The following is an 18576-nucleotide window of genomic DNA, read 5'->3' as shown; positions in this document are numbered from 1 at the left end:
GGTGCGCCTGCGGTTCTTGATCGGTCTGCTGTGCTGTCTGGCGGGTGTTGCTCACGCAGAACCCGCCAAGCCGACGCCACACAAGGCCTACCTGACATTGATCATCGATGACCTGGGGCAGAACCTGCCCCGGGATCGTCGTGTGCTAGCCCTGCCCGGTCCGGTGACCGCGGCGATCATGCCCGACACCCCCCACGCCACCGAATTCGCCCGCGAAGCCCATCGCGCCGGCAAGATCGTCATCCTGCACATGCCCATGGATCCGGCCACCGGCCCGTTCGCCTGGCATCCCGACTTGCCCATCGACGAACTTGAGAAACGCCTGAGCGCGGCATTCAAGGTCGTGCCTTATACCGCCGGTATCAACAACCATATGGGCAGCCGCATGACCGCTCAGCAACCCGCCATGGCCTGGTTGATGGCGGACTTGCAGCGCCGGCACAAGCTCTTCGTCGACAGCCGCACCAGCGCGCAAACCGTCGCGGCGGCCGAGGCGCAGAAAATTGGCTTGGCGAGTGTTTCGCGGGATGTGTTTCTGGATGATGAGCGCACCGAGGCGGCGATTTTTACGCAACTACAGACGGCGATTGATCTGGCACGCAAGCAGGGCTCGGCGGTGATGATCGGGCATCCGTATCCGCAGACACTGGCGGTGCTGGAGCGCGAATTGCCGAAGCTCAAGGCGCAGGGGATCGAGTGGATCGACATCAAGCAGATGATCAGCGTGCGCAGCAATCGCGCAACGGCTGCTCACGGTAAGGATGGCGTGTACCGGTAATCAGCGACACCACCTAACCCCTGTAGGAGCCGGCTTGCTGGCGATGGCGGCAGTGAGATCGATGCAAGATTTGAGGCCGCTTCGCCAGCAAGCCGGCTCCTACAGGGAGCGGTGGTGGCTCGGGAATGGTGGGCGGCTAGAGATACCGCGCCATGATCTCGTCCACCACGCCTTCTTTGCGAAGCTGATCCAGTGCAGCTTGCAGCTTGGCCACTACTTCATCCGGTACATCTTTGTTCAACGCCAGGTACAACTCGGCGCTATTGAACCGCAACACCGTCTTGAGGCCGTTAACGCCTTCCTGACGCGCCAGATAGCGCCCAGCCGGATCGCCCGTGGCCCACAAATCAATCTGACCACTCACCAGTTTTTTCGCGTTGTCCTGATCGCGCAGCACCACAATGGGCTTCAACCCTTGCTTGGCCAGCGTCTCGGCAATCGCATCGCCCTTATACGCGCCGATTTTGTATTTGCGCGCCTGATCCAGGGTCTCCAGGCTGATCTTGCTATCAGCCTTGGCCAGCATGATCCAGTCATCCGGGCCGATGGGACCAACCCACTTGAACAGCTTCTCGCGATCCGGCAAGCGCGCCATCACGAACACGCCGTAGCCGGGTTTCTCGAGGGCGAGTTTGTAGATTCGCTCCCAAGGGAAGCGCAGTGTCAGGCTGTAGGTGACATCGGCACGTTTGAACATCTCGCGGACGATGTCCACAGCAATGCCATTGATGTTCTCATCCTGAGCGAAGTTTTTGCCGTTCTTCGCCATGTTGTACGGCGGGAAATTTTCCGTCAGCAACACCAGGTCGGTGTCGGGACTTTCTTCAGCGTGGACCCCATTGATGAGCAACAGAGAAGCGCTGGCGAGGACAAGAAGAAGACGTTTGATCATGTCGGGCTACCGAAATCCATGGCGTGCCCAAGAGTGCCTTGAGCCCGCCATGCTGTCCACTGGCCTGCATGGATTTGTTTAGCGCATCACGATCCCGCGATGGGCCATGTAGGCCTTGGCTTCCTGCACGGTGTATTCGCCGAAGTGGAAAATACTCGCCGCCAATACTGCGCTCGCGTGGCCTTCGATGATGCCGTCGGCCAGATGCTGCAGGTTGCCGACGCCGCCGGAGGCAATCACCGGGATACCCAGCGCATCGCTGATGGCGCGCGTCACGCCCAGGTCGAAGCCGTTTTTCATGCCGTCCTGGTCCATGCTGGTCAGCAGGATTTCACCGGCACCGAGGCCTTCCATTTTCATCGCCCACTCAACGGCGTCGAGGCCGGTCGGTTTGCGGCCGCCGTGGGTGAAGATCTCCCAGCGCGGGGTTTCGCCCGGGCCGGAGACTTTCTTGGCGTCGATGGCGACGACGATGCACTGCGAGCCGAAATGCTGGGCCGCTTCGCCAACGAACTCCGGGTTGAACACCGCTGCGGTATTGATCGAAACCTTGTCCGCACCGGCATTCAGCAAGTTGCGAATGTCCTGCACGGTGCGCACGCCACCGCCCACGGTCAGCGGGATGAATACCTGGCTGGCCATGCGCTCGACGGTGTGCAGCGTGGTGTCGCGGCCATCGACGCTGGCGGTGATGTCGAGAAAGGTAATCTCGTCGGCGCCTTGCTCGTCGTAGCGACGGGCGATTTCCACCGGATCGCCGGCATCACGAATGTTCTCGAACTTCACACCTTTGACGACCCGGCCGTTGTCCACGTCCAGGCAAGGGATGATGCGTTTGGCCAGCGCCATGGTCAGTCCTCAGCCTTTGTACGAATCGCAGAAAGCTTGCGCTTCAGCGACGTCGAGGGTGCCTTCGTAGATCGCCCGGCCGGTGATCGCGCCGATGATGCCTGGCGCCTTGGCGTCGAGCAGCGACTTGATGTCACCCAGGTTGTGAATACCGCCGGAAGCGATCACCGGAATGCGCGTGGCAGCGGCCAGGGCAGCGGTGAACGGTACGTTGCAGCCCTGCATCATGCCGTCTTTGGCGATGTCGGTATAAACGATCGCGGACACGCCGTCGGCTTCGAATTGCTTGGCCAGGTCGATCACCTGAATGGTGCTGATTTCAGCCCAGCCGTCGGTGGCGACGAAACCGTCTTTGGCGTCCAGACCGACGATCACTTTGCCCGGGAACGCGCGGCAGGCTTCAGCGACGAAGGCTGGATCTTTCACGGCTTTGGTGCCGATGATCACATAGCTCACGCCTGCCTTGACGTAGTGCTCGATGGTTTCCAGGGAGCGGATGCCGCCACCGATCTGGATCGGCAGGTTCGGGTAGCGCTTGGCGATGGCAGTGACCACTTCGCCATTGACCGGCTGGCCTTCGAAGGCGCCGTTCAGGTCGACCAGATGCAGACGACGGCAACCGCCCTCCACCCACTTGGCAGCCATGCTCACCGGGTCATCGGAGAACACCGTGGAATCTTCCATGCGGCCCTGGCGCAGACGAACACAGGCACCGTCTTTAAGATCGATAGCGGGAATAATCAGCATCTGGCAAACCTTCAAATTCGAGTGTTCAGCTTCGCTCGGAAATCAGTTTTTCTCGAGCGCCCACAGGTCGCTTTCGATGCTTTCGAACCTCTCTTTGAGGTGTGTCTGCACATCGAAAATCGCCCTGTTGTAATAGTGCGGCGCAATTTCACGGGTAAACAGCTCAAGGATTTCGGCCGCTTCGAACGAACCCAGGTCCAGCTCGAAGCGGTCCTCCATGAAGCGTTTGATCTTGTGATTGGCCTCGTTCTCCTGTTCGGGAGTGAGGGTCAGGATCGGTGGCTTCGTTTTCTTGGCTGCCATTTACCAGCGACCATCCCACGCAGCGAAGTTCTGCAGCAATTGCAGGCCATGGGTATGGCTCTTCTCCGGGTGGAACTGCACGGCGAAACGCGAGCCATCGGCCAGCGCCGCAGCGAAATCGACACCGTAGTGACCGCCACCCACCACCTGCCGCGCATTGCCGGCGGCGATGTAGTAGCTGTGCACGAAGTAGAAACGCGCCAGGTCCGGAATGTTGTGCCACAGCGGGTGACTCACCGTCTGCTTCACTTCGTTCCAGCCCATGTGCGGGACTTTCAGGTGTTCGCCATCTTCGTGCAGGTCCTTGCCGAAGAACTTCACCGCACCCGGAAACAGGCCGATGCAGTCAACGCCGTCATTCTCTTCACTGCTGTCGAGCAAGGCTTGCATGCCGACGCAGATGCCTAGGAACGGACGGTCCTGGCTGACTTCGCGCACCAGCGAGTCGAAGCCCAGGCGACGGATCTCCGCCATGCAGTCGCGAATCGCACCGACGCCGGGGAAAACCACCCGGTCGGCTTCGCGAATCACATCGGCATCGCTGGTGATCAGGACCTTGCCGGCACCAACGTGCTCGAGGGCCTTGGCCACCGAGTGCAGGTTGCCCATGCCGTAATCGATAACCGCGACCGTCTGCATTACAGAACGCCTTTGGTCGACGGCATCTGACCGGCCATGCGGTCGTCGAGCTCTACGGCCATGCGCAGGGCGCGGCCGAAAGCCTTGAACACGGTTTCGATCTGGTGGTGGGTGTTGGTGCCACGCAGGTTGTCGATGTGCAGGCTGACCAGCGCATGGTTGACGAAGCCCTGGAAGAATTCCTGGAACAGGTCAACGTCGAAACCACCAACGGTGGCGCGGGTGTAGGGAACATGCATCTGCAGGCCAGGACGGCCGGAGAAGTCGATCACCACGCGCGACAGCGCTTCATCGAGCGGCACGTAGGCGTGGCCGTAGCGACGGATGCCTTTTTTGTCGCCGATGGCTTTGGCGAAGGCTTGACCCAAGGTGATACCGACGTCTTCCACGGTGTGGTGGTCGTCGATATGCAGGTCGCCCTTGCTGACAATATCCAGGTCGATCAGCCCGTGACGGGCGATCTGGTCCAGCATGTGCTCAAGAAAAGGAACACCGATATCAAATCGGGCCTTTCCGGTGCCATCCAGGTTGATCGAGGCTTTGATCTGGGTTTCCAGAGTGTCGCGCTCGACTGACGCCTTACGTTCGGCCATCACCAGCTCCGCAAAATCATTGGGCGAAAAAGGCAGCCATTATAGGGGCGCGGGCGCGAAACAGAAACACGGGAGGTGATATGACTGACGGACAGAACCCGGTGTTGTCGGAGATGTACCTGTAATGACATGTAGGAGCTAGGCTTGCCCGCGAAGACGGTGTGCCTGACACACCGCGTTATCGTTCTTCGCGAGCAAGCTTCGCTCCTACAGGAGGTACGCGGAATTAGTGGAACAGCACTGCCGTTTTCTGCAGCGTCACCCAAACACCCCACGCCAACGGAATACCCACCACCAGCCACGCAGCAACCGCCAACGGCTTGGTGCCCGGCGCCGCTTTCCACTCCAGCACGGTGCTGGCATCAGCACCCTTGTCGTGGCCCAGCGCCTGTTCGGCAGCCAGTTCGGCGTCGGTCATGAAGTACTTGTCGGCCACCGGGCGAACCATCAGGTTGCACAGGAAACCCAGCACCAGCAGGCCTGCGAGGATGTACAACGTGATGTCGTAAGCCGCGGCACGTTCAACGCCGATGCTCAGCTGATACTCACGAATGTAGTTCACCAACACCGGCCCCAACACACCCGCCGCCGCCCACGCCGTCAGCAGACGACCGTGGATCGCGCCGACCATTTGCGTACCGAACAGGTCCGCCAGGTAAGCCGGCACGGTTGCAAAACCACCGCCGTACATCGACAGGATGATGCAGAACGCCGCCACGAACAGCGCAACGTTGCCCAGGTGACCGAGGTTCGGAATCAGCGCGTACAGAGCAAAGCCCAAGGCGAAGAACACGAAATAGGTGTTTTTACGGCCCAGGTAATCCGAGAACGAAGCCCAGAAGAACCGACCACCAATGTTGAACAGACTCAGCAAACCGGTGAAACCGGCCGCAATCGCCGCGATCGAAGCCAGTTGCCCGGCGTCCAGCTGACCGAATGGCAGGTCAACACCGATCAATTTACCGCCGAACACTTCCTGCAACAGCGGCGAAGCCATACCCAGGATGCCGATACCCGCCGACACGTTCAGGCACAGCACCAGCCACACCAGACGGAATTGCGGGGTTTTCCACGCCACATTCACGTGAACGTGACGGTGAGTGATCATCGCGTTCGAGGCTTTCTTCGCCGGAGCGGCCCAGCCTTCAGGCTTCCAACCGGTTGGCGGAACGCGGTAGGACAGTGCGCCCCCGATCATGAACACGAAGTAGATCGCGGCCATCACCAGGAAGCTCTGCCACACGCCGACGCTGTCTGCCGAAGCGAAGTGGCCCATCAGGGCTGCGGCCAGTGGCGCACCGACCATCGCACCACCGCCGAAGCCCATGATCGCCATGCCGGTCGCCATGCCGCGCTTGTCCGGGAACCACTTGATCAAGGTCGACACCGGCGAGATGTAACCCAGGCCCAGGCCAATGCCGCCAATGACCCCGGAGCCGATCCACATCAGCCAGATCTGGTGGGTATAAATCCCCAGCGCCGAGATCAACAGACCGCCACACCAGCACAGCGCCGATACAACGCCAGCCTTGCGAGGCCCGGCGTGTTCCAGCCAGCCGCCCCAGATCGCTGCCGAGCAGCCGAGGAAGATGAAGAACAGGGTGTAGATCCAGCCGAGCATCGAGATCGGCCAGTCGCATTGCGACGAGAAGACTTGCGAGATGAAGCTCATGTCCGGCGCGCAGGCCACTGCCTTGGTCACGCCCAGGGCTTTGGACAGTGGCAACCAGAACACCGAAAAGCCGTAGGCCATGCCGATGCAAAGGTGAATGGCCAGGGCGGCCGGTGGTACCAGCCAACGGTTGAAACCGGGCTTGGCGATGATGCGCTCCTTGGACAGGAACGCGGGCTGGTCGGCTTTGAAGCCGTCCGCCGTGATGCTCGTGGTCATTGTGTATCCCCCAATTATTAGTATGGTTCGCCAGCCACTCTTCACCCCCAGCCTTATGCGCACGCATGACTGTCTTTTGCAGGGTAAAGCTCCATTTTTATGCGACATCACGTCGCAGAAGGACGGACGAACTGGCAGAGGTTACCATCTGTACGTGACAGAAAAACCAAAGTGACATCACCTTTTGCAAGTCATCTGTTCTCGTACCACTGAAGGAACCGCCATGCCGATCATTGTCGAGCCGCTGAACGAAGCCACTTACCAGGATCAGCTAGACCTGCAGAAAATTTACCGCGACGCCCCGGATTGGCTATTCGCCCCGTTTTCAGGGGACTTGCAGCTGATCGAAGGCTGCCTGGGCGACGGTTCGCTGATCGCCGGACGCTTCAATGATCGGTTGCTCGGAGCGGCTCGTTTGCAGAGACAAACTGATGTTTGGCACTTGTCCCAAATATGCGTGCGAAAAATTACCCGTCGTCGCGGCGTTGCCGAGCGTCTGGTGAACGAAGCGCAGAAAATGGCCTCGCAATCGGGCGCGACATTGCGTTTGCTGGCGCCTGCCGGGCATCTGGAAGCGCAGGCCCTGGCCGCCAAGCTGAAAGTGCCGCTGGATGTGCTGCCGACGTGATCGCTGACCGGTCGTCCGCTTCGGAGCGCTATACTCCCCGGCTAAATTTCGAATTCGACTAACTACAAGGACTCGCCCATGAAAGCGTTCGGCAAAATCCTGGGTCTGGTGCTTCTCGGGCTGTTGCTGATCATTGTGGCGCTGGGCTTTGCCCTGACCCACCTCTTCGATCCCAACGACTATAAAGACGAGATTCGCCAGATTGCCCGCGACAAGGCCCACATCGAGCTGACGCTCAATGGCGATATCGGCTGGAGCCTGTTCCCGTGGCTTGGCCTGGAATTGCACGAAGCCAGTGTCGCGACCCTCGCCAAGCCCACCGAGCCGTTCGCCGACTTGCAGATGCTTGGTCTGTCCGTGCGCGTGCTGCCGCTGCTGCGCCGTGAAGTGCAGATGAGCGATGTGCGCGTCGAAGGCTTGAACTTGCGGCTGAACCGCGACAAGGACGGCCACGGCAACTGGGAAGACATCGGCAAGGCCCCGGCGCCAGCCACTCCGGCCACGCCACCGGCCACTGCTGGCGAACCGGCGCCGACCTCCACAGCACAGACGGAGAAACCGGCCCAGCCGATTCGCCTGGACATCGACAGCCTGACCGTCAATAACGCCCGCGTTGAATACAGCGACGAGAAGACCGGCAAGCAGTTCAGCGCCGAAAGCATCCAACTGAGCACCGGCCCGGTCCACGACTCGACCAACATTCCGGTCAAACTCACGGCGTTCCTCGGCACCAACCAGCCGGTCTTGCGGGTACGCACCGAGCTCAATGGCGAACTGCGTTTCGAACGCGCCTTGCAGCGCTACAAATTCGAGGACATGAAACTCTCCGGCGAAGTCGCCGGCGATCCGCTGCAAAGCAAGACCATGACCTTCGCCGCCCAAGGGCAGTTGCTGCTGGATAAAGCTGCTAACGTCGCCGAATGGACCGGCATCAAGATCTCTGCCAACCAATTGCGCGCACTGGGCGAACTGAAGGTCAACGACCTCGACAAGACGCCGCAAATCAGCGGTGGCATTTCGATCGCCCAGTTCGACCTGGCGAAATTCGTCGACAGCATTGGCCAGAAACTCCCGGCCATGGCCGAAGGCAGCCTGAGCAAAGTCGAACTGGTCAGCCGCCTGGCGGGCACGCCTTCCAGCCTGTCGCTCGACAACCTCAACCTGAAAGTCGACGACAGCACCTTCAGCGGCCGCATCGCCGTCGAGGACTTCGCCAAGCAATCGCTGCGCGCAACCCTCAAGGCTGACACCTTCAACGTCGACCGTTACCTGCCGCCGAAATCCGCCGAAGCCAGTAGCGCGACGCAAGTGCGTCAGGCCGAAGTCGCCAGCACCGAAGCCGATGCCATGGCGGGAGCCGGCAGCACACCCCTGCCGAGCGCACCGACCAAAACCGCATGGAGCACTGAACGCCTGCTGCCGGTAGAGCGCTTGAGCAAACTCGACGCGGACGCTGACCTGACCTTCGGCCAGTTGACCCTCGATAAACTGCCGATCCAGAACGCGGCGCTCAAGGCCACCGGCCAAGGCGGCCTGCTGACCCTGGAAAACCTGCGCGGCGACCTGTACGGCGGCAACTTCGAAGCCAAGGGCACCCTGGACGTGCGCCAAGCAGCACCCGCGCTGAACCTGCAGACGCGCATCACCCAAGTGCCTGTGGAAAAAATCCTTGAAAGCCAAGGGAAGAATCCGCCGGTCAAAGGTCTGGTGACGCTCAACAGCGCGTTGACCGGCAGCGGCAATAGCCAGCAAGCACTGATCGACAGCCTCAACGGCAACGCCAGTTTCGTCATCAACAACGGCGTGCTGCTCAATGCCAATCTTGAGCAACAACTGTGCAAAGGCATCGCCACCCTGAACCGCAAATCCCTCAGCGGTGAACCACGGGGCAAGGACACACCGTTCCAGGAGCTCAAGGGCAACCTGACCTTGCGTAACGGCGTGGCCAGCAACCCGGACCTGAAAGTGCGTATCCCGGGCATGACCGTCAACGGTGACGGCGACGTCGACCTGAGGGTGCTGGGCATGGATTACCGCGTGGGCATCGTCGTCGAAGGCGACAAGAGCGACATGCCGGACCCGGCCTGCCAAGTTGGCGAGAAGTTCGTCGGCATCGAGTGGCCTCTGCGTTGCCGTGGCCCGCTGGAGCTAGGCGCCAAGGCCTGCCGCCTCGACAACGAACGCATGGGGCAGGTTGCGAGCAAACTGGCGGGGGACAAACTCAGCGAAAAAATCGACGAGAAGCTTGGCGACAAAGTCAGCCCGGAGCTGAAAAACGCGCTGAAGGGGCTGTTCAAGCGATGAGAGCCGAGAAGTTTTCATCGGCGGTGCTGGAATGGTACGACCGCCACGGACGCCACGATTTGCCCTGGCAACAAGGCATCACGCCGTATCGGGTGTGGGTCTCGGAAATCATGCTGCAGCAAACCCAGGTCAGCACCGTGCTGAATTACTTCGACCGGTTTATGGCCTCGCTGCCGACGGTCGAGGCCCTGGCCGCCGCCCCGGAAGACGAAGTACTGCACCTGTGGACCGGACTCGGCTATTACACCCGTGCGCGCAATTTGCAGAAGACCGCGAAGATTGTCGTGGCCGAGTACGGCGGCGAGTTTCCGCGGGATGTTGAAAAGCTTGTCGAGTTGCCGGGCATCGGCCTGTCTACCGCTGGCGCCATCGCCAGCCTGAGCATGGGCCTGCGGGCGCCGATCCTCGATGGCAACGTCAAACGGGTCCTGGCGCGCTTTACCGCACAAGAGGGTTATCCGGGCGAGCCGAAGGTTGCCAAACAGCTGTGGGCGAACGCTGAGCGCTTCACGCCCCATGATCGGGTCAACGCCTACACCCAGGCGATGATGGATCTGGGCGCCACGCTCTGTACCCGCAGCAAACCGAGCTGCCTGCTGTGTCCGCTGGAAAAAGGCTGCGAAGCGCACATGCTCGGCCTGGAAACCCGCTACCCGATCCCCAAGCCGCGCAAAACCGTGCCACAGAAGCGCACGCTGATGCCGATGCTCGCCAACGGAGAAGGCGCGATTCTGCTTTACCGTCGGCCCTCCACGGGCTTGTGGGGCGGTCTCTGGAGCCTGCCGGAACTCGACGACCTCGACGACCTGCAACATCTGGCCTCGCAGCACTCGCTGGAACTGGGCAGCCAACAAGCACTGCCGAGCCTGGTCCACACCTTCAGCCACTTCCAGTTGTCCATCGAACCCTGGCTGGTTCAGGTCCAGGAGGCCGGCCATCACGTGGCCGAGGCCGACTGGCTCTGGTATAACCTCGCCACCCCGCCGCGCCTGGGCCTTGCCGCCCCGGTCAAAACCTTGCTCGAACGCGCGGCCGCCGTATTGAACGCAGGAGAGTCGTCATGACCCGCACCATCATGTGCCGCAAGTACAAAGAAGAATTGCCCGCCCTGGAGCGCGCTCCATTCCCGGGCGCCAAAGGTCAGGACATTTTTGACCACGTCTCGGCCAAGGCCTGGGCCGACTGGCAGAAACACCAGACCCTGCTGATCAACGAAAAACGCCTGAACATGATGAACGCCGAAGACCGCAAATACCTGCAGGGCGAGATGGACAAGTTCTTTTCCGGCGAGGAATACGCCAAGGCTGACGGCTACGTTCCGCCGGCTGAATAATCCCGTTTTATCGGGGGTCGGAACGTAAGCGACGGTAATAGTTAAATTTTTTTTGAAAACTTGCTTGACGACCCCCTGAAAAACCCGTTTAATGCGCCCCGTTGCCCAGATAGCTCAGTCGGTAGAGCAGGGGATTGAAAATCCCCGTGTCGGCGGTTCGATTCCGTCTCTGGGCACCAAATACCGAAAACCCTGAATCGCAAGATTCAGGGTTTTTTTATGCCTGCGATACACCAAACGCCTTGGAAGGCTTTTGCGGCCAACCTTGGATCCGACTCAGCAATGAAAAAGGAAGCATCATGAGTAAGGACGCCCCCGTGGCTAGCTCACCGAGTAAACCAGCACTTGAATCTGGCACCTCGCAATTTCAAGAGCTCGACGTAGCGCTCAGTTTTGTCGCAAAACACAATTGGAAATTTTTCCAGATCGTCTCTCTGGCGTTCGGCTTTCTGATTTTTCTAGTTTATTTTTGCCAGAATAGTTTTTACCCGGACTTCGACCTGTTCAGTTTCATATCCTTGTTAGCTGCCGCTGCCGTGTTGGGTGGAGGAGTACTTGCCGTCGTTGGCTTTGGATTTGCTGCTCCCGGGTGGATTTGGTCCGAAATGTTTTTCAGCGATAAACAGATCAATGAAGAACTGGGATATCGAATCAATAAAAATACACCGAAGGACAAACTTGATCACAGGTTGACCAACCGTTACTTCTTCTTCCCCGCCTTACTCTGCAACCTGATACTTATTGTTGCTATGTATCTTTTTGATTCAGATACCGCTTATACATTCGGTCTAATTCTAGCGCCCATAGTAGTGGGCCTCTTATTCGGATTTTTTGTACAGAAAAATTACGAACTGCCCTCTTGGAGCTGGTTAAAGTTTGCATTCACGGCTTTTCTGACATTTTCCATCTGCAACCTTGTTGCCCTCCTGTCGACGCTAAAAATTGATCAGACATTTCCTGAAATAACGTTGATGATCGGACAATATCCTTTCATGATCCTCTCTTTCTTCGTTACGCTACTACTTTTGACTCTATTGACCACATTCGTTAGAAGAGATCAGCGATTCCTGCTTCTGATTACGCCGCTACTGGCATTTTTTTTGATGCTAGCAACCAACACGTGGAATGTGCTGCCAAGCAATATCGTTAACCAGTTGGGCATCGGCAACTACGAAGCAGAACAAATACTGCTTAACAGTGATACCTGCGAAAAATACAAAGTAATTCCCACGTATGGAGTCACTAGTGACTGCGCCCTTAACAATGTCCACGTCGTTTGGTCGATGGGCGGCCTCTACTCGATCAGATGGTCGTCAGAGGGTAAAACGATAAAAGTAAAACTCCCAAGCGGCGCCATCATTTCTACAAAGCTTCCAGAAACAAAAAAAACGACCAAAAATTAACCAACCAAAGCCCTATCAGCGATGACAGGGCTTTTTTCTGAATAAAACATTAACCAGATCCAATGGTGCCCCGAGCGCCATTTGCTGGCATCCTAGCGCCCATTAAATCGCCCGATGGCGACACGCCTTTTCAGGGCCTTTCTGCACAGGGATGAACGTTCTCCAGCCGGGTTACCCCGCTTCACGCCCTCCCTTGCAGTCTGGCCCGCGCCGGTTATTTCCGGCGCTCGCACGCATTGAGAGGAACACCTTTGAACCAGCAGAACCTGGCCGATTTCATCTGGAACGTTGCAGATGTACTGCGTGGCGATTTCAAGCAATCCGAATTCGGTCGCATCATCTTGCCGTTTACCGTATTGCGTCGACTGGAATGCGTGCTCGAACCTACACGCGACAAAGTTCGCACACAGTTCACAGCCCTGAAGAACACCACCGTCGATAGGGATCTGATTCTGCCGGGCATCGCCGAGGCGACGTTCTACAACATCTCGCAATACGACCTTTCAAGCGTCGGCGCTACGAGCACGCGGGCCAACCTGGAAGACTACATCGCCAAGTTCTCGGCCAATGCTCATCAGGTTTTCCAGCATTTCAATTTCAGCGACTGGCTGACTCGCCTCGAAAGCGCCAACCTGCTGTATCTGGTCACCCAGAAGTTCGCCAGTATCGACCTGCACCCCGATGCCATCAGCAACCATGAAATGGGCCTGGTGTTCGAACACCTGATCCGCAAGTTCGCCGAGTCGGCCAACGACACCGCCGGTGAGTTTTTCACCCCGCGTGATGTGGTACGCCTTGCCACCACGCTGGTATTTGCTCCAGATCATGAAGCACTCAATGGTAAAGGCGTGATTCGCACCGTTTACGATTGCGCTGCGGGCACGGGTGGCTTCCTGTCCTCCGCGATTGAGCTGGTAGGCGAGTGGAACCCTAAGGCGGACATGATCCCCTACGCTCAGGAATTGAACCCAGAGACCTACGCGATCTCCTTAGCGGACAAATTGATCCAGGGCTTCGAAACCAAGAACATCAAACTCGGCAACACCCTCTCCCACGACCAACTGCCCCACGAACAGTTCGACTACTGCCTGGCTAACCCGCCATTCGGCGTGAAGTGGGAGAAAGTCCAAAAGCAGGTGCAGGACGAACAAAAAAACAAAGGCTTTGCCGGACGGTTCGGCGCTGGCCTGCCACGGGTTGGCGATGGCTCGTTGTTGTTCCTGATGCATTTGCTGTCCAAGCGCAAACCTGTCGAATTGGGCGGTAGCCGGATCGGTATCGTGCTGTCGGGATCACCGCTGTTCAACGGTGGTGCAGGCTCCGGTGAATCGGAAATCCGTCGCTGGATTCTGGAAAACGACTGGCTGGAAGCGATCATCGCCCTGCCCAACGACCTGTTCTACAACACCGGCATCGGCACTTACATCTGGGTGCTGTCCAATCACAAGGACGCCGCACGCAAGAACAAAGTGCAACTGATCGACGCAACGGCCATGCATACGCCGATGCGTAAATCCCTGGGCAGCAAGCGCAAGCTCCTTTCGGAAAGCCAGATCGCCGACATCGCTCGCCTGCACGATGCGGGTGAGGACGCACCCAACAGCAAAATCTTCAACACCACGGACTTCGGCTACCGCCGCATCACCGTCGAACGCCCGCTGCGTCTGCGCTTTAGCGTTACTCCCGAGAAGGTTGCCGCTTACGCCGATAGCAAAGGTGCCGATCACATCGCTCAGTTTGCTGTGGTAGAAGGCAGCTTCGATAACCTGCCGGCCTTCCTCAAGGCTGCCGGGGTGAAAAAGCTCGGCAAAGCCGCGTTGAAAGCCCTGTTCAGCTGTTTTAGTGAACGCGACCCTGATGCCCAGCCAGTTCTGGATGAAAAAGGTCAGCACCAGGCTGATAGCGATCTGCGTGAAAACGAAAACGTCCCGCTTAATCAGCGCATCGAAGACTACTTCGCCCGCGAAGTGCTCCCGCACGTACCCGATGCCTGGATTGATACAAGCAAGTGTGACGAGAAGGATGGACTGGTTGGCATCGTGGGTTATGAGATCAACTTCAACCGGTATTTCTACCAGTACCAGCCGCCACGTTCGCTGACTGAGATTGACGCTGACCTGAAGGCTGTGGAAGCGGAGATCGCTGCGCTGCTGAACGAGGTGACGGCATGAGTCATTACAAGCCGTATCCGGCTTATAAGGATTCTGGGGTGGAGTGGTTGGGGCGGGTGCCGGAGCATTGGGAGGTAAGCCGGTTACGTTTTTTTGCGGAGCTTAACCCTTCAATCAGCAAAGCAGTCTTGGCAGATTTAGACGCTGAAGTATCCTTTCTGCCCATGGAAACAATAGGAGAAGACGGGTCTCTCAATCTGGAGCAAACGCGATCAGTTGCAACTGCACGCAACGGATATTCATATTTTGAAAATGGAGACGTGGCATTTGCGAAGGTAACTCCCTGCTTCGAGAATGGCAAAGGTGCGCTTTTGCGCAACCTTGTAGGGCAAGTGGGATTTGGCACAACTGAGCTCACCGTATTACGCCCAAAATCAGAAACAGATGCGCGTTTTCTAAACTTTATCGTCCAAAGCGGCCGCTTCCGAGCATTTGGCGCGGGCGCCATGACCGGCGCAGGCGGCCTAAAGCGGGTCCCGGATGAATTCACTCGAAACTTTGTTTCCGCATGGCCGCCTCTTTCAGAGCAGAGCTCAATTGCAAATCACCTTGAATCCGAAATCACCCATATAGATGGCTTGCTGCTCAAGAAGACCCGCTTTATCGAACTGCTGCGTGAAAAACGCCAAGCGTTGATCTCCCATGCCGTCACCAAGGGTCTCGACCCCGCTGTCAAAATGAAAGACTCCGGCGTGGAATGGCTTGGTGACTTACCCAAACATTGGAAAATGAAAACCGTAAAAAGAGTAATCACTTCGATCGAGCAAGGTTGGAGCCCTGAATGCGAAGCTCGGACAGCAGAAGATGAAGAATGGGCTGTTTTGAAGGTCGGCTGTGTTAACGGCGGGGTTTTTCGGGCATCCGAGAACAAAGCTCTTCCATCAGCACTAAAGCCGAGACCCGAACTAGGGCTTCGAAAGGGAGACATCCTCGTTTCACGCGCCAATACTCGGGAACTGGTTGGTGGGTGCACCGTTATTCCGAAGGACTTTCCCCGCCTGATGCTCTGCGACAAGCTATATCGACTCAAGGCTAGCAACCAAATTCAAAGTGAGTTTCTCGCTGCTCTTATTGCTGTGCTTGGGCGCAGAGAAGTCGAGGTAGAAGCTACAGGGGCAAGCTCATCAATGGTAAACATTGCTCAATCCGTGATTCTCAACCTGAAAATCGGGCTTCCTCCAAAGAAAGAGCAAAGCGAGATTATTGCTGCCGTCAATGCTGGCACCACCCGTCTCGACACCCTAATCACTAAAACCGAACTCAGCCTCACCCTGCTAAAAGAACGTCGCTCCGCCCTGATCACCGCCGCCGTGACCGGCCAAATCGACCTTCGAGAAGCCTCATGACCCAAGGCCGCAGCATTCGCCTGTTCCTGGTGGACGGCACGCCCACAGGCCTGCTGACGGCCGAAATCATGCATTGGACCGGTCATGTACTCACTGGCCCTCGCAGCAAGCTTGTCGAGCTGATCCAGCGCCCCGAATGCGCCCGCACCGGCGTGTACTTCCTGATCGGTCCTGATTCACAAGACAGCCTGCGCACTCAGGTGTACATCGGCGAATCAGACGACGTCGCGCAACGCCTGAAGCAGCACAATCGCCCAGAAAATGTCGAAGGTCTCCGAGGAGGCAAGGACTTCTGGGAGAAGGTCTGCCTGGTCACCAGCAAAGACCAGAACCTGACCAAAACCCATGTAAAACACTTGGAAAGCCTGCTGATCAGCATCGCCAACGACAGTGGCCGTTGCGAGTTGATCAACGGCACTGCCCACGATTACACCAGCCTGCCGGAATCCGATCGCGCCGACATGGCGTTTTTCCTCGAGCAAATTCGTACCGTGCTGCCAGTGCTGGGTTTTGATTTCCTGCGTGAATCCACTCGCCCCTCGACAATCCCCCTCTCCACTTCAGAACAGTCCACTAGCCTTTCCCCCTGCTTTTCCGCCCAACTCCCAAGCTATGGCATCTGCGCTAAAGGCCAGGAAATTGATGGCGAGTTTTTTGTCCTGAAAGGTTCGAAAGCCCGTTCTAACTGGGTTGGAACTCAACGCGGCTACCAGAGTTTGTTCAACCAACTGGTCAGCGACGGTGCGTTGATTCCGGACGGCGAAGACTTGCTGACCTTCGTTGACGATTACCGCTTCAGTAGCCCCAGTGCCGCTGCGGCCGTAGTCTTCGGTCGTAGTGCCAACGGCCGAACGGCTTGGACAGTCGAAGCCAGCGGTCAGACCTACGCCGAATGGCAAGACTTTGAACTCACAAACGCTTTTGCCAACTTCGGAAAAAACCAATGAACGAAGCCGCCCTTCAACTTTATCTGCGCGAGCATTTCCCCAAGGAGAATGCCGCCTGCGAGTGGAAGGAGTTCAAGAACCTCACCCACGCCGTGTCCGGACGCAAAGGCGAAGACATTGCCAGCTATCTGTCAGCAATCGCCAACATGGCTGGCGGACACTTGGTGATTGGTGTTGAAGACGCCTCGTTACGTATTGTCGGCATCGACAAGTTTCACGATTACACGCCCGAAAACATCCGCCAACGCTTGTTGGGACGCTGCACCAATCTGAACTCAGAAGGGTTTCGCATAGAAAGCTTCACAACCAGCGATACCGCTAAAGTCGTGTGGGTCTTCCACATTCCGCAGCATCAACCTCGATTGCCGGTGTATGCCCACGACAAAGCCTGGCAGCGCCTGGATGACGCACTGATTGAAATGCGTCCAGAGCGACTGGAAGCCATTTTGAGTGAGCCGGTCGACAATCGTGACTGGTCAGCCGAAACAGTAGAGGGTGCCACTCTCGCCGACCTGGATGAACAGGCGCTGATCGTGGCACGGGAGAAGTTTTCCGAGAAATATCGCAACGCCTCTTTTGCGGCGCAAATTCCCGCTTGGGATACCGCAACCTTTTTGGACAAAGCGAAGATCACCATTCAGGGCCGGATCACTCATACCGCTCTGTTGTTACTCGGCAATCCACAGTCCAGCCACTTCCTGCCTACGCTGGCGCAAATCACTTGGAAGTTGACGGGCGAAGAGCAGGCTTACGAGCATTTCGGTCCGCCATTCCTTTTGGCGACCACCCAGGTCCTGCACCGCATCCGTAACATCAGTTACAAGCTGTTCCCGCAAAACCAGTTGCTCGCCACTGAAGTCAGCAAGTACGACACACGCGTTATCCTCGAAGCGTTGCACAACTGCATCGCCCACCAGGATTACCAGCTGCGCTCACGCATCATCGTTACTGAGCGGGTTGATCGACTGGTATTTGAAAACGCGGGAGGATTCTTCGAAGGGCAGCCTGAGGATTATTTCAGCGGCGAGCAGACCCCGACTCGATACCGCAATCCGTGGCTGACCCAAGCCATGGTCAGTCTAAGCATGATCGACACCATGGGCTTCGGTATCCGCACCATGACCCTCTCACAGCGCAGTCGCTATTTTCCGCTGCCGGATTACAGTAAATCCGAACCGAAAAAGGTCGTGCTGGAAATATACGGGCATGTGATCGACGAGAATTACACACTGCTGCTGCTTGAACGTGACGATCTGCCCCTGAACACGGTGATGTTGCTGGACCGGGTTCAGAAAAAGCAGCCCATCACGGACGCGGCCGCAGGAATGCTTCGTAAGCAAGGGCTCATCGAAGGCCGAAAACCGAACTACTACACTGCCGCACAGGTAGCGCAAACCACTGGCAACAAGAGCGATTACATTCGCAATCGGGCCTTTGACGATGCTTACTACAAACGCCTGATCCTCGATTATCTGAAGCAATATGGCTCTGCCTCCCGCGACGAGTTGGTGACGCTGATCCTAGACAAACTGTCAGACGCTTTAGACGAAAAACAGAAGCAGAACAAATTTCGAAACCTGCTGAACGCTATGTCGACTCGCGACAAAACCATTGAAAAATCAGGCGGTTTACACAAAGGTCGATGGGTTCTGAGGCCCTCAGACAGCATCTTTATCTAGACAAACTTTAGTCAAACTCTAGACAAACTCCCCCGCTGAGCCGGGTTCAATTTAGCTGTGAAGGATCGCACAT

General features: G+C 57.5%; 17 protein-coding genes and 1 tRNA gene. 11 read left to right on the top strand and 7 right to left on the bottom strand.

Going from position 1 to position 18576, the window contains the following annotated elements; all coding sequences use genetic code 11:
* Nucleotide 1 precedes the first annotated feature (1 nt).
* Nucleotides 2-778, top strand: a complete 777-nt coding sequence (locus ACA051_RS01635) for a divergent polysaccharide deacetylase family protein (protein WP_497307143.1) — start codon at nucleotides 2-4, stop codon at nucleotides 776-778.
* 136 nt (nucleotides 779-914) lie between these two features.
* Here the strand turns inward: ACA051_RS01635 and ACA051_RS01630 are convergent, their stop codons facing one another.
* The 7 genes from ACA051_RS01630 to ACA051_RS01600 all read right to left on the bottom strand — a co-directional run bounded on the left by ACA051_RS01630 (nucleotide 915) and on the right by ACA051_RS01600 (nucleotide 6692).
* The gene (locus tag ACA051_RS01630) at nucleotides 915-1670 is read right to left on the bottom strand and encodes a substrate-binding periplasmic protein (protein ID WP_497373254.1); all 756 of its coding nucleotides are present in this window, start codon (nucleotides 1668-1670) and stop codon (nucleotides 915-917) included.
* Between the two features lie 78 nt (nucleotides 1671-1748).
* Nucleotides 1749-2519, bottom strand: coding sequence for an imidazole glycerol phosphate synthase subunit HisF (gene hisF, locus ACA051_RS01625; RefSeq protein WP_497307139.1), 771 nt, complete (start codon nucleotides 2517-2519; stop codon nucleotides 1749-1751).
* 9 nt (nucleotides 2520-2528) lie between these two features.
* On the bottom strand, nucleotides 2529-3266 hold the full coding sequence (gene hisA / locus ACA051_RS01620) for a 1-(5-phosphoribosyl)-5-[(5-phosphoribosylamino)methylideneamino]imidazole-4-carboxamide isomerase (protein WP_010464588.1): 738 nt from the start codon (nucleotides 3264-3266) through the stop codon (nucleotides 2529-2531).
* A gap of 42 nt (nucleotides 3267-3308) precedes the next feature.
* Entirely contained in the window at nucleotides 3309-3569 is a 261-nt protein-coding gene (locus ACA051_RS01615; protein ID WP_403104477.1) for a DUF2164 domain-containing protein, read from the bottom strand.
* Nucleotides 3570-4208, bottom strand: a complete 639-nt coding sequence (hisH, locus tag ACA051_RS01610; protein WP_090176778.1) for an imidazole glycerol phosphate synthase subunit HisH — start codon at nucleotides 4206-4208, stop codon at nucleotides 3570-3572.
* On the bottom strand, nucleotides 4208-4801 hold the full coding sequence (gene hisB, locus ACA051_RS01605) for an imidazoleglycerol-phosphate dehydratase HisB (protein ID WP_003218037.1): 594 nt from the start codon (nucleotides 4799-4801) through the stop codon (nucleotides 4208-4210). The genes hisH and hisB overlap by 1 nt, the downstream gene beginning before the upstream one ends.
* Before the next feature lie 226 nt (nucleotides 4802-5027).
* Nucleotides 5028-6692: an OFA family MFS transporter gene (locus ACA051_RS01600; protein WP_497307135.1), complete on the bottom strand. Its 1665-nt coding sequence runs from the start codon at nucleotides 6690-6692 to the stop codon at nucleotides 5028-5030.
* A 223-nt stretch (nucleotides 6693-6915) separates the two neighbouring features.
* On the opposite strand from ACA051_RS01600, the gene ACA051_RS01595 reads away from it, so the two are divergent.
* From ACA051_RS01595 to ACA051_RS01550, 10 genes are all read left to right on the top strand, one after another.
* Nucleotides 6916-7320 (top strand): acetyl-CoA sensor PanZ family protein, encoded by a 405-nt coding sequence (locus ACA051_RS01595; protein WP_497373252.1) that lies wholly within the window; start codon nucleotides 6916-6918, stop codon nucleotides 7318-7320.
* Nucleotides 7321-7398: 78 nt separating this feature from the next.
* A complete protein-coding gene (locus tag ACA051_RS01590) occupies nucleotides 7399-9624 on the top strand; it encodes an AsmA family protein (protein WP_497373250.1) in 2226 nt (741 codons plus the stop codon).
* Complete coding sequence (gene mutY, locus ACA051_RS01585; RefSeq protein ID WP_497307129.1) at nucleotides 9621-10688, top strand: A/G-specific adenine glycosylase; 1068 nt, start codon at nucleotides 9621-9623, stop codon at nucleotides 10686-10688. The genes ACA051_RS01590 and mutY overlap by 4 nt, the downstream gene beginning before the upstream one ends.
* Nucleotides 10685-10957, top strand: a complete 273-nt coding sequence (locus tag ACA051_RS01580; RefSeq protein ID WP_008149405.1) for an oxidative damage protection protein — start codon at nucleotides 10685-10687, stop codon at nucleotides 10955-10957. The genes mutY and ACA051_RS01580 overlap by 4 nt, the downstream gene beginning before the upstream one ends.
* A gap of 103 nt (nucleotides 10958-11060) precedes the next feature.
* A tRNA-Phe gene (locus ACA051_RS01575) sits at nucleotides 11061-11136 on the top strand.
* The gene (locus ACA051_RS01570; protein ID WP_497373248.1) at nucleotides 11104-12360 is read left to right on the top strand and encodes a hypothetical protein; all 1257 of its coding nucleotides are present in this window, start codon (nucleotides 11104-11106) and stop codon (nucleotides 12358-12360) included. Before ACA051_RS01575 ends, ACA051_RS01570 begins: the two co-directional genes overlap by 33 nt.
* A gap of 251 nt (nucleotides 12361-12611) precedes the next feature.
* Nucleotides 12612-14531 (top strand): type I restriction-modification system subunit M, encoded by a 1920-nt coding sequence (locus tag ACA051_RS01565; protein ID WP_497373246.1) that lies wholly within the window; start codon nucleotides 12612-12614, stop codon nucleotides 14529-14531.
* Nucleotides 14528-15877, top strand: a complete 1350-nt coding sequence (locus tag ACA051_RS01560; RefSeq protein WP_497373244.1) for a restriction endonuclease subunit S — start codon at nucleotides 14528-14530, stop codon at nucleotides 15875-15877. The genes ACA051_RS01565 and ACA051_RS01560 overlap by 4 nt, the downstream gene beginning before the upstream one ends.
* Nucleotides 15874-16824 carry a GIY-YIG nuclease family protein gene (locus tag ACA051_RS01555; protein ID WP_497373242.1) on the top strand — a complete coding sequence of 317 codons (951 nt, stop codon included), beginning with the start codon at nucleotides 15874-15876 and terminating at the stop codon, nucleotides 16822-16824. Before ACA051_RS01560 ends, ACA051_RS01555 begins: the two co-directional genes overlap by 4 nt.
* Nucleotides 16821-18503 (top strand): RNA/DNA-binding domain-containing protein, encoded by a 1683-nt coding sequence (locus ACA051_RS01550; protein WP_497373240.1) that lies wholly within the window; start codon nucleotides 16821-16823, stop codon nucleotides 18501-18503. Before ACA051_RS01555 ends, ACA051_RS01550 begins: the two co-directional genes overlap by 4 nt.
* Nucleotides 18504-18576: the final 73 nt, after the last annotated feature.

This window comes from Pseudomonas sp. LBUM1669, assembly GCF_059695705.1.
This window is presented reverse-complemented; position numbering and strand designations above follow the sequence as displayed.

What these genes read in the sequence shown, in the direction of transcription:
- ACA051_RS01630 (WP_497373254.1), bottom strand. Translation starts at nt 1,670, where the DNA reads ATGATCAAACGTCTTCTTCTTGTCCTCGCCAGCGCTTCTCTGTTGCTC.
- hisF (WP_497307139.1), bottom strand. Translation starts at nt 2,519, where the DNA reads ATGGCGCTGGCCAAACGCATCATCCCTTGCCTGGACGTGGACAACGGC.
- hisA (WP_010464588.1), bottom strand. Translation starts at nt 3,266, where the DNA reads ATGCTGATTATTCCCGCTATCGATCTTAAAGACGGTGCCTGTGTTCGT.
- ACA051_RS01615 (WP_403104477.1), bottom strand. Translation starts at nt 3,569, where the DNA reads ATGGCAGCCAAGAAAACGAAGCCACCGATCCTGACCCTCACTCCCGAA.
- hisH (WP_090176778.1), bottom strand. Translation starts at nt 4,208, where the DNA reads ATGCAGACGGTCGCGGTTATCGATTACGGCATGGGCAACCTGCACTCG.
- hisB (WP_003218037.1), bottom strand. Translation starts at nt 4,801, where the DNA reads ATGGCCGAACGTAAGGCGTCAGTCGAGCGCGACACTCTGGAAACCCAG.
- ACA051_RS01600 (WP_497307135.1), bottom strand. Translation starts at nt 6,692, where the DNA reads ATGACCACGAGCATCACGGCGGACGGCTTCAAAGCCGACCAGCCCGCG.
- ACA051_RS01595 (WP_497373252.1), top strand. Translation starts at nt 6,916, where the DNA reads ATGCCGATCATTGTCGAGCCGCTGAACGAAGCCACTTACCAGGATCAG.
- ACA051_RS01590 (WP_497373250.1), top strand. Translation starts at nt 7,399, where the DNA reads ATGAAAGCGTTCGGCAAAATCCTGGGTCTGGTGCTTCTCGGGCTGTTG.
- mutY (WP_497307129.1), top strand. Translation starts at nt 9,621, where the DNA reads ATGAGAGCCGAGAAGTTTTCATCGGCGGTGCTGGAATGGTACGACCGC.
- ACA051_RS01580 (WP_008149405.1), top strand. Translation starts at nt 10,685, where the DNA reads ATGACCCGCACCATCATGTGCCGCAAGTACAAAGAAGAATTGCCCGCC.
- ACA051_RS01560 (WP_497373244.1), top strand. Translation starts at nt 14,528, where the DNA reads ATGAGTCATTACAAGCCGTATCCGGCTTATAAGGATTCTGGGGTGGAG.
- ACA051_RS01555 (WP_497373242.1), top strand. Translation starts at nt 15,874, where the DNA reads ATGACCCAAGGCCGCAGCATTCGCCTGTTCCTGGTGGACGGCACGCCC.
- ACA051_RS01550 (WP_497373240.1), top strand. Translation starts at nt 16,821, where the DNA reads ATGAACGAAGCCGCCCTTCAACTTTATCTGCGCGAGCATTTCCCCAAG.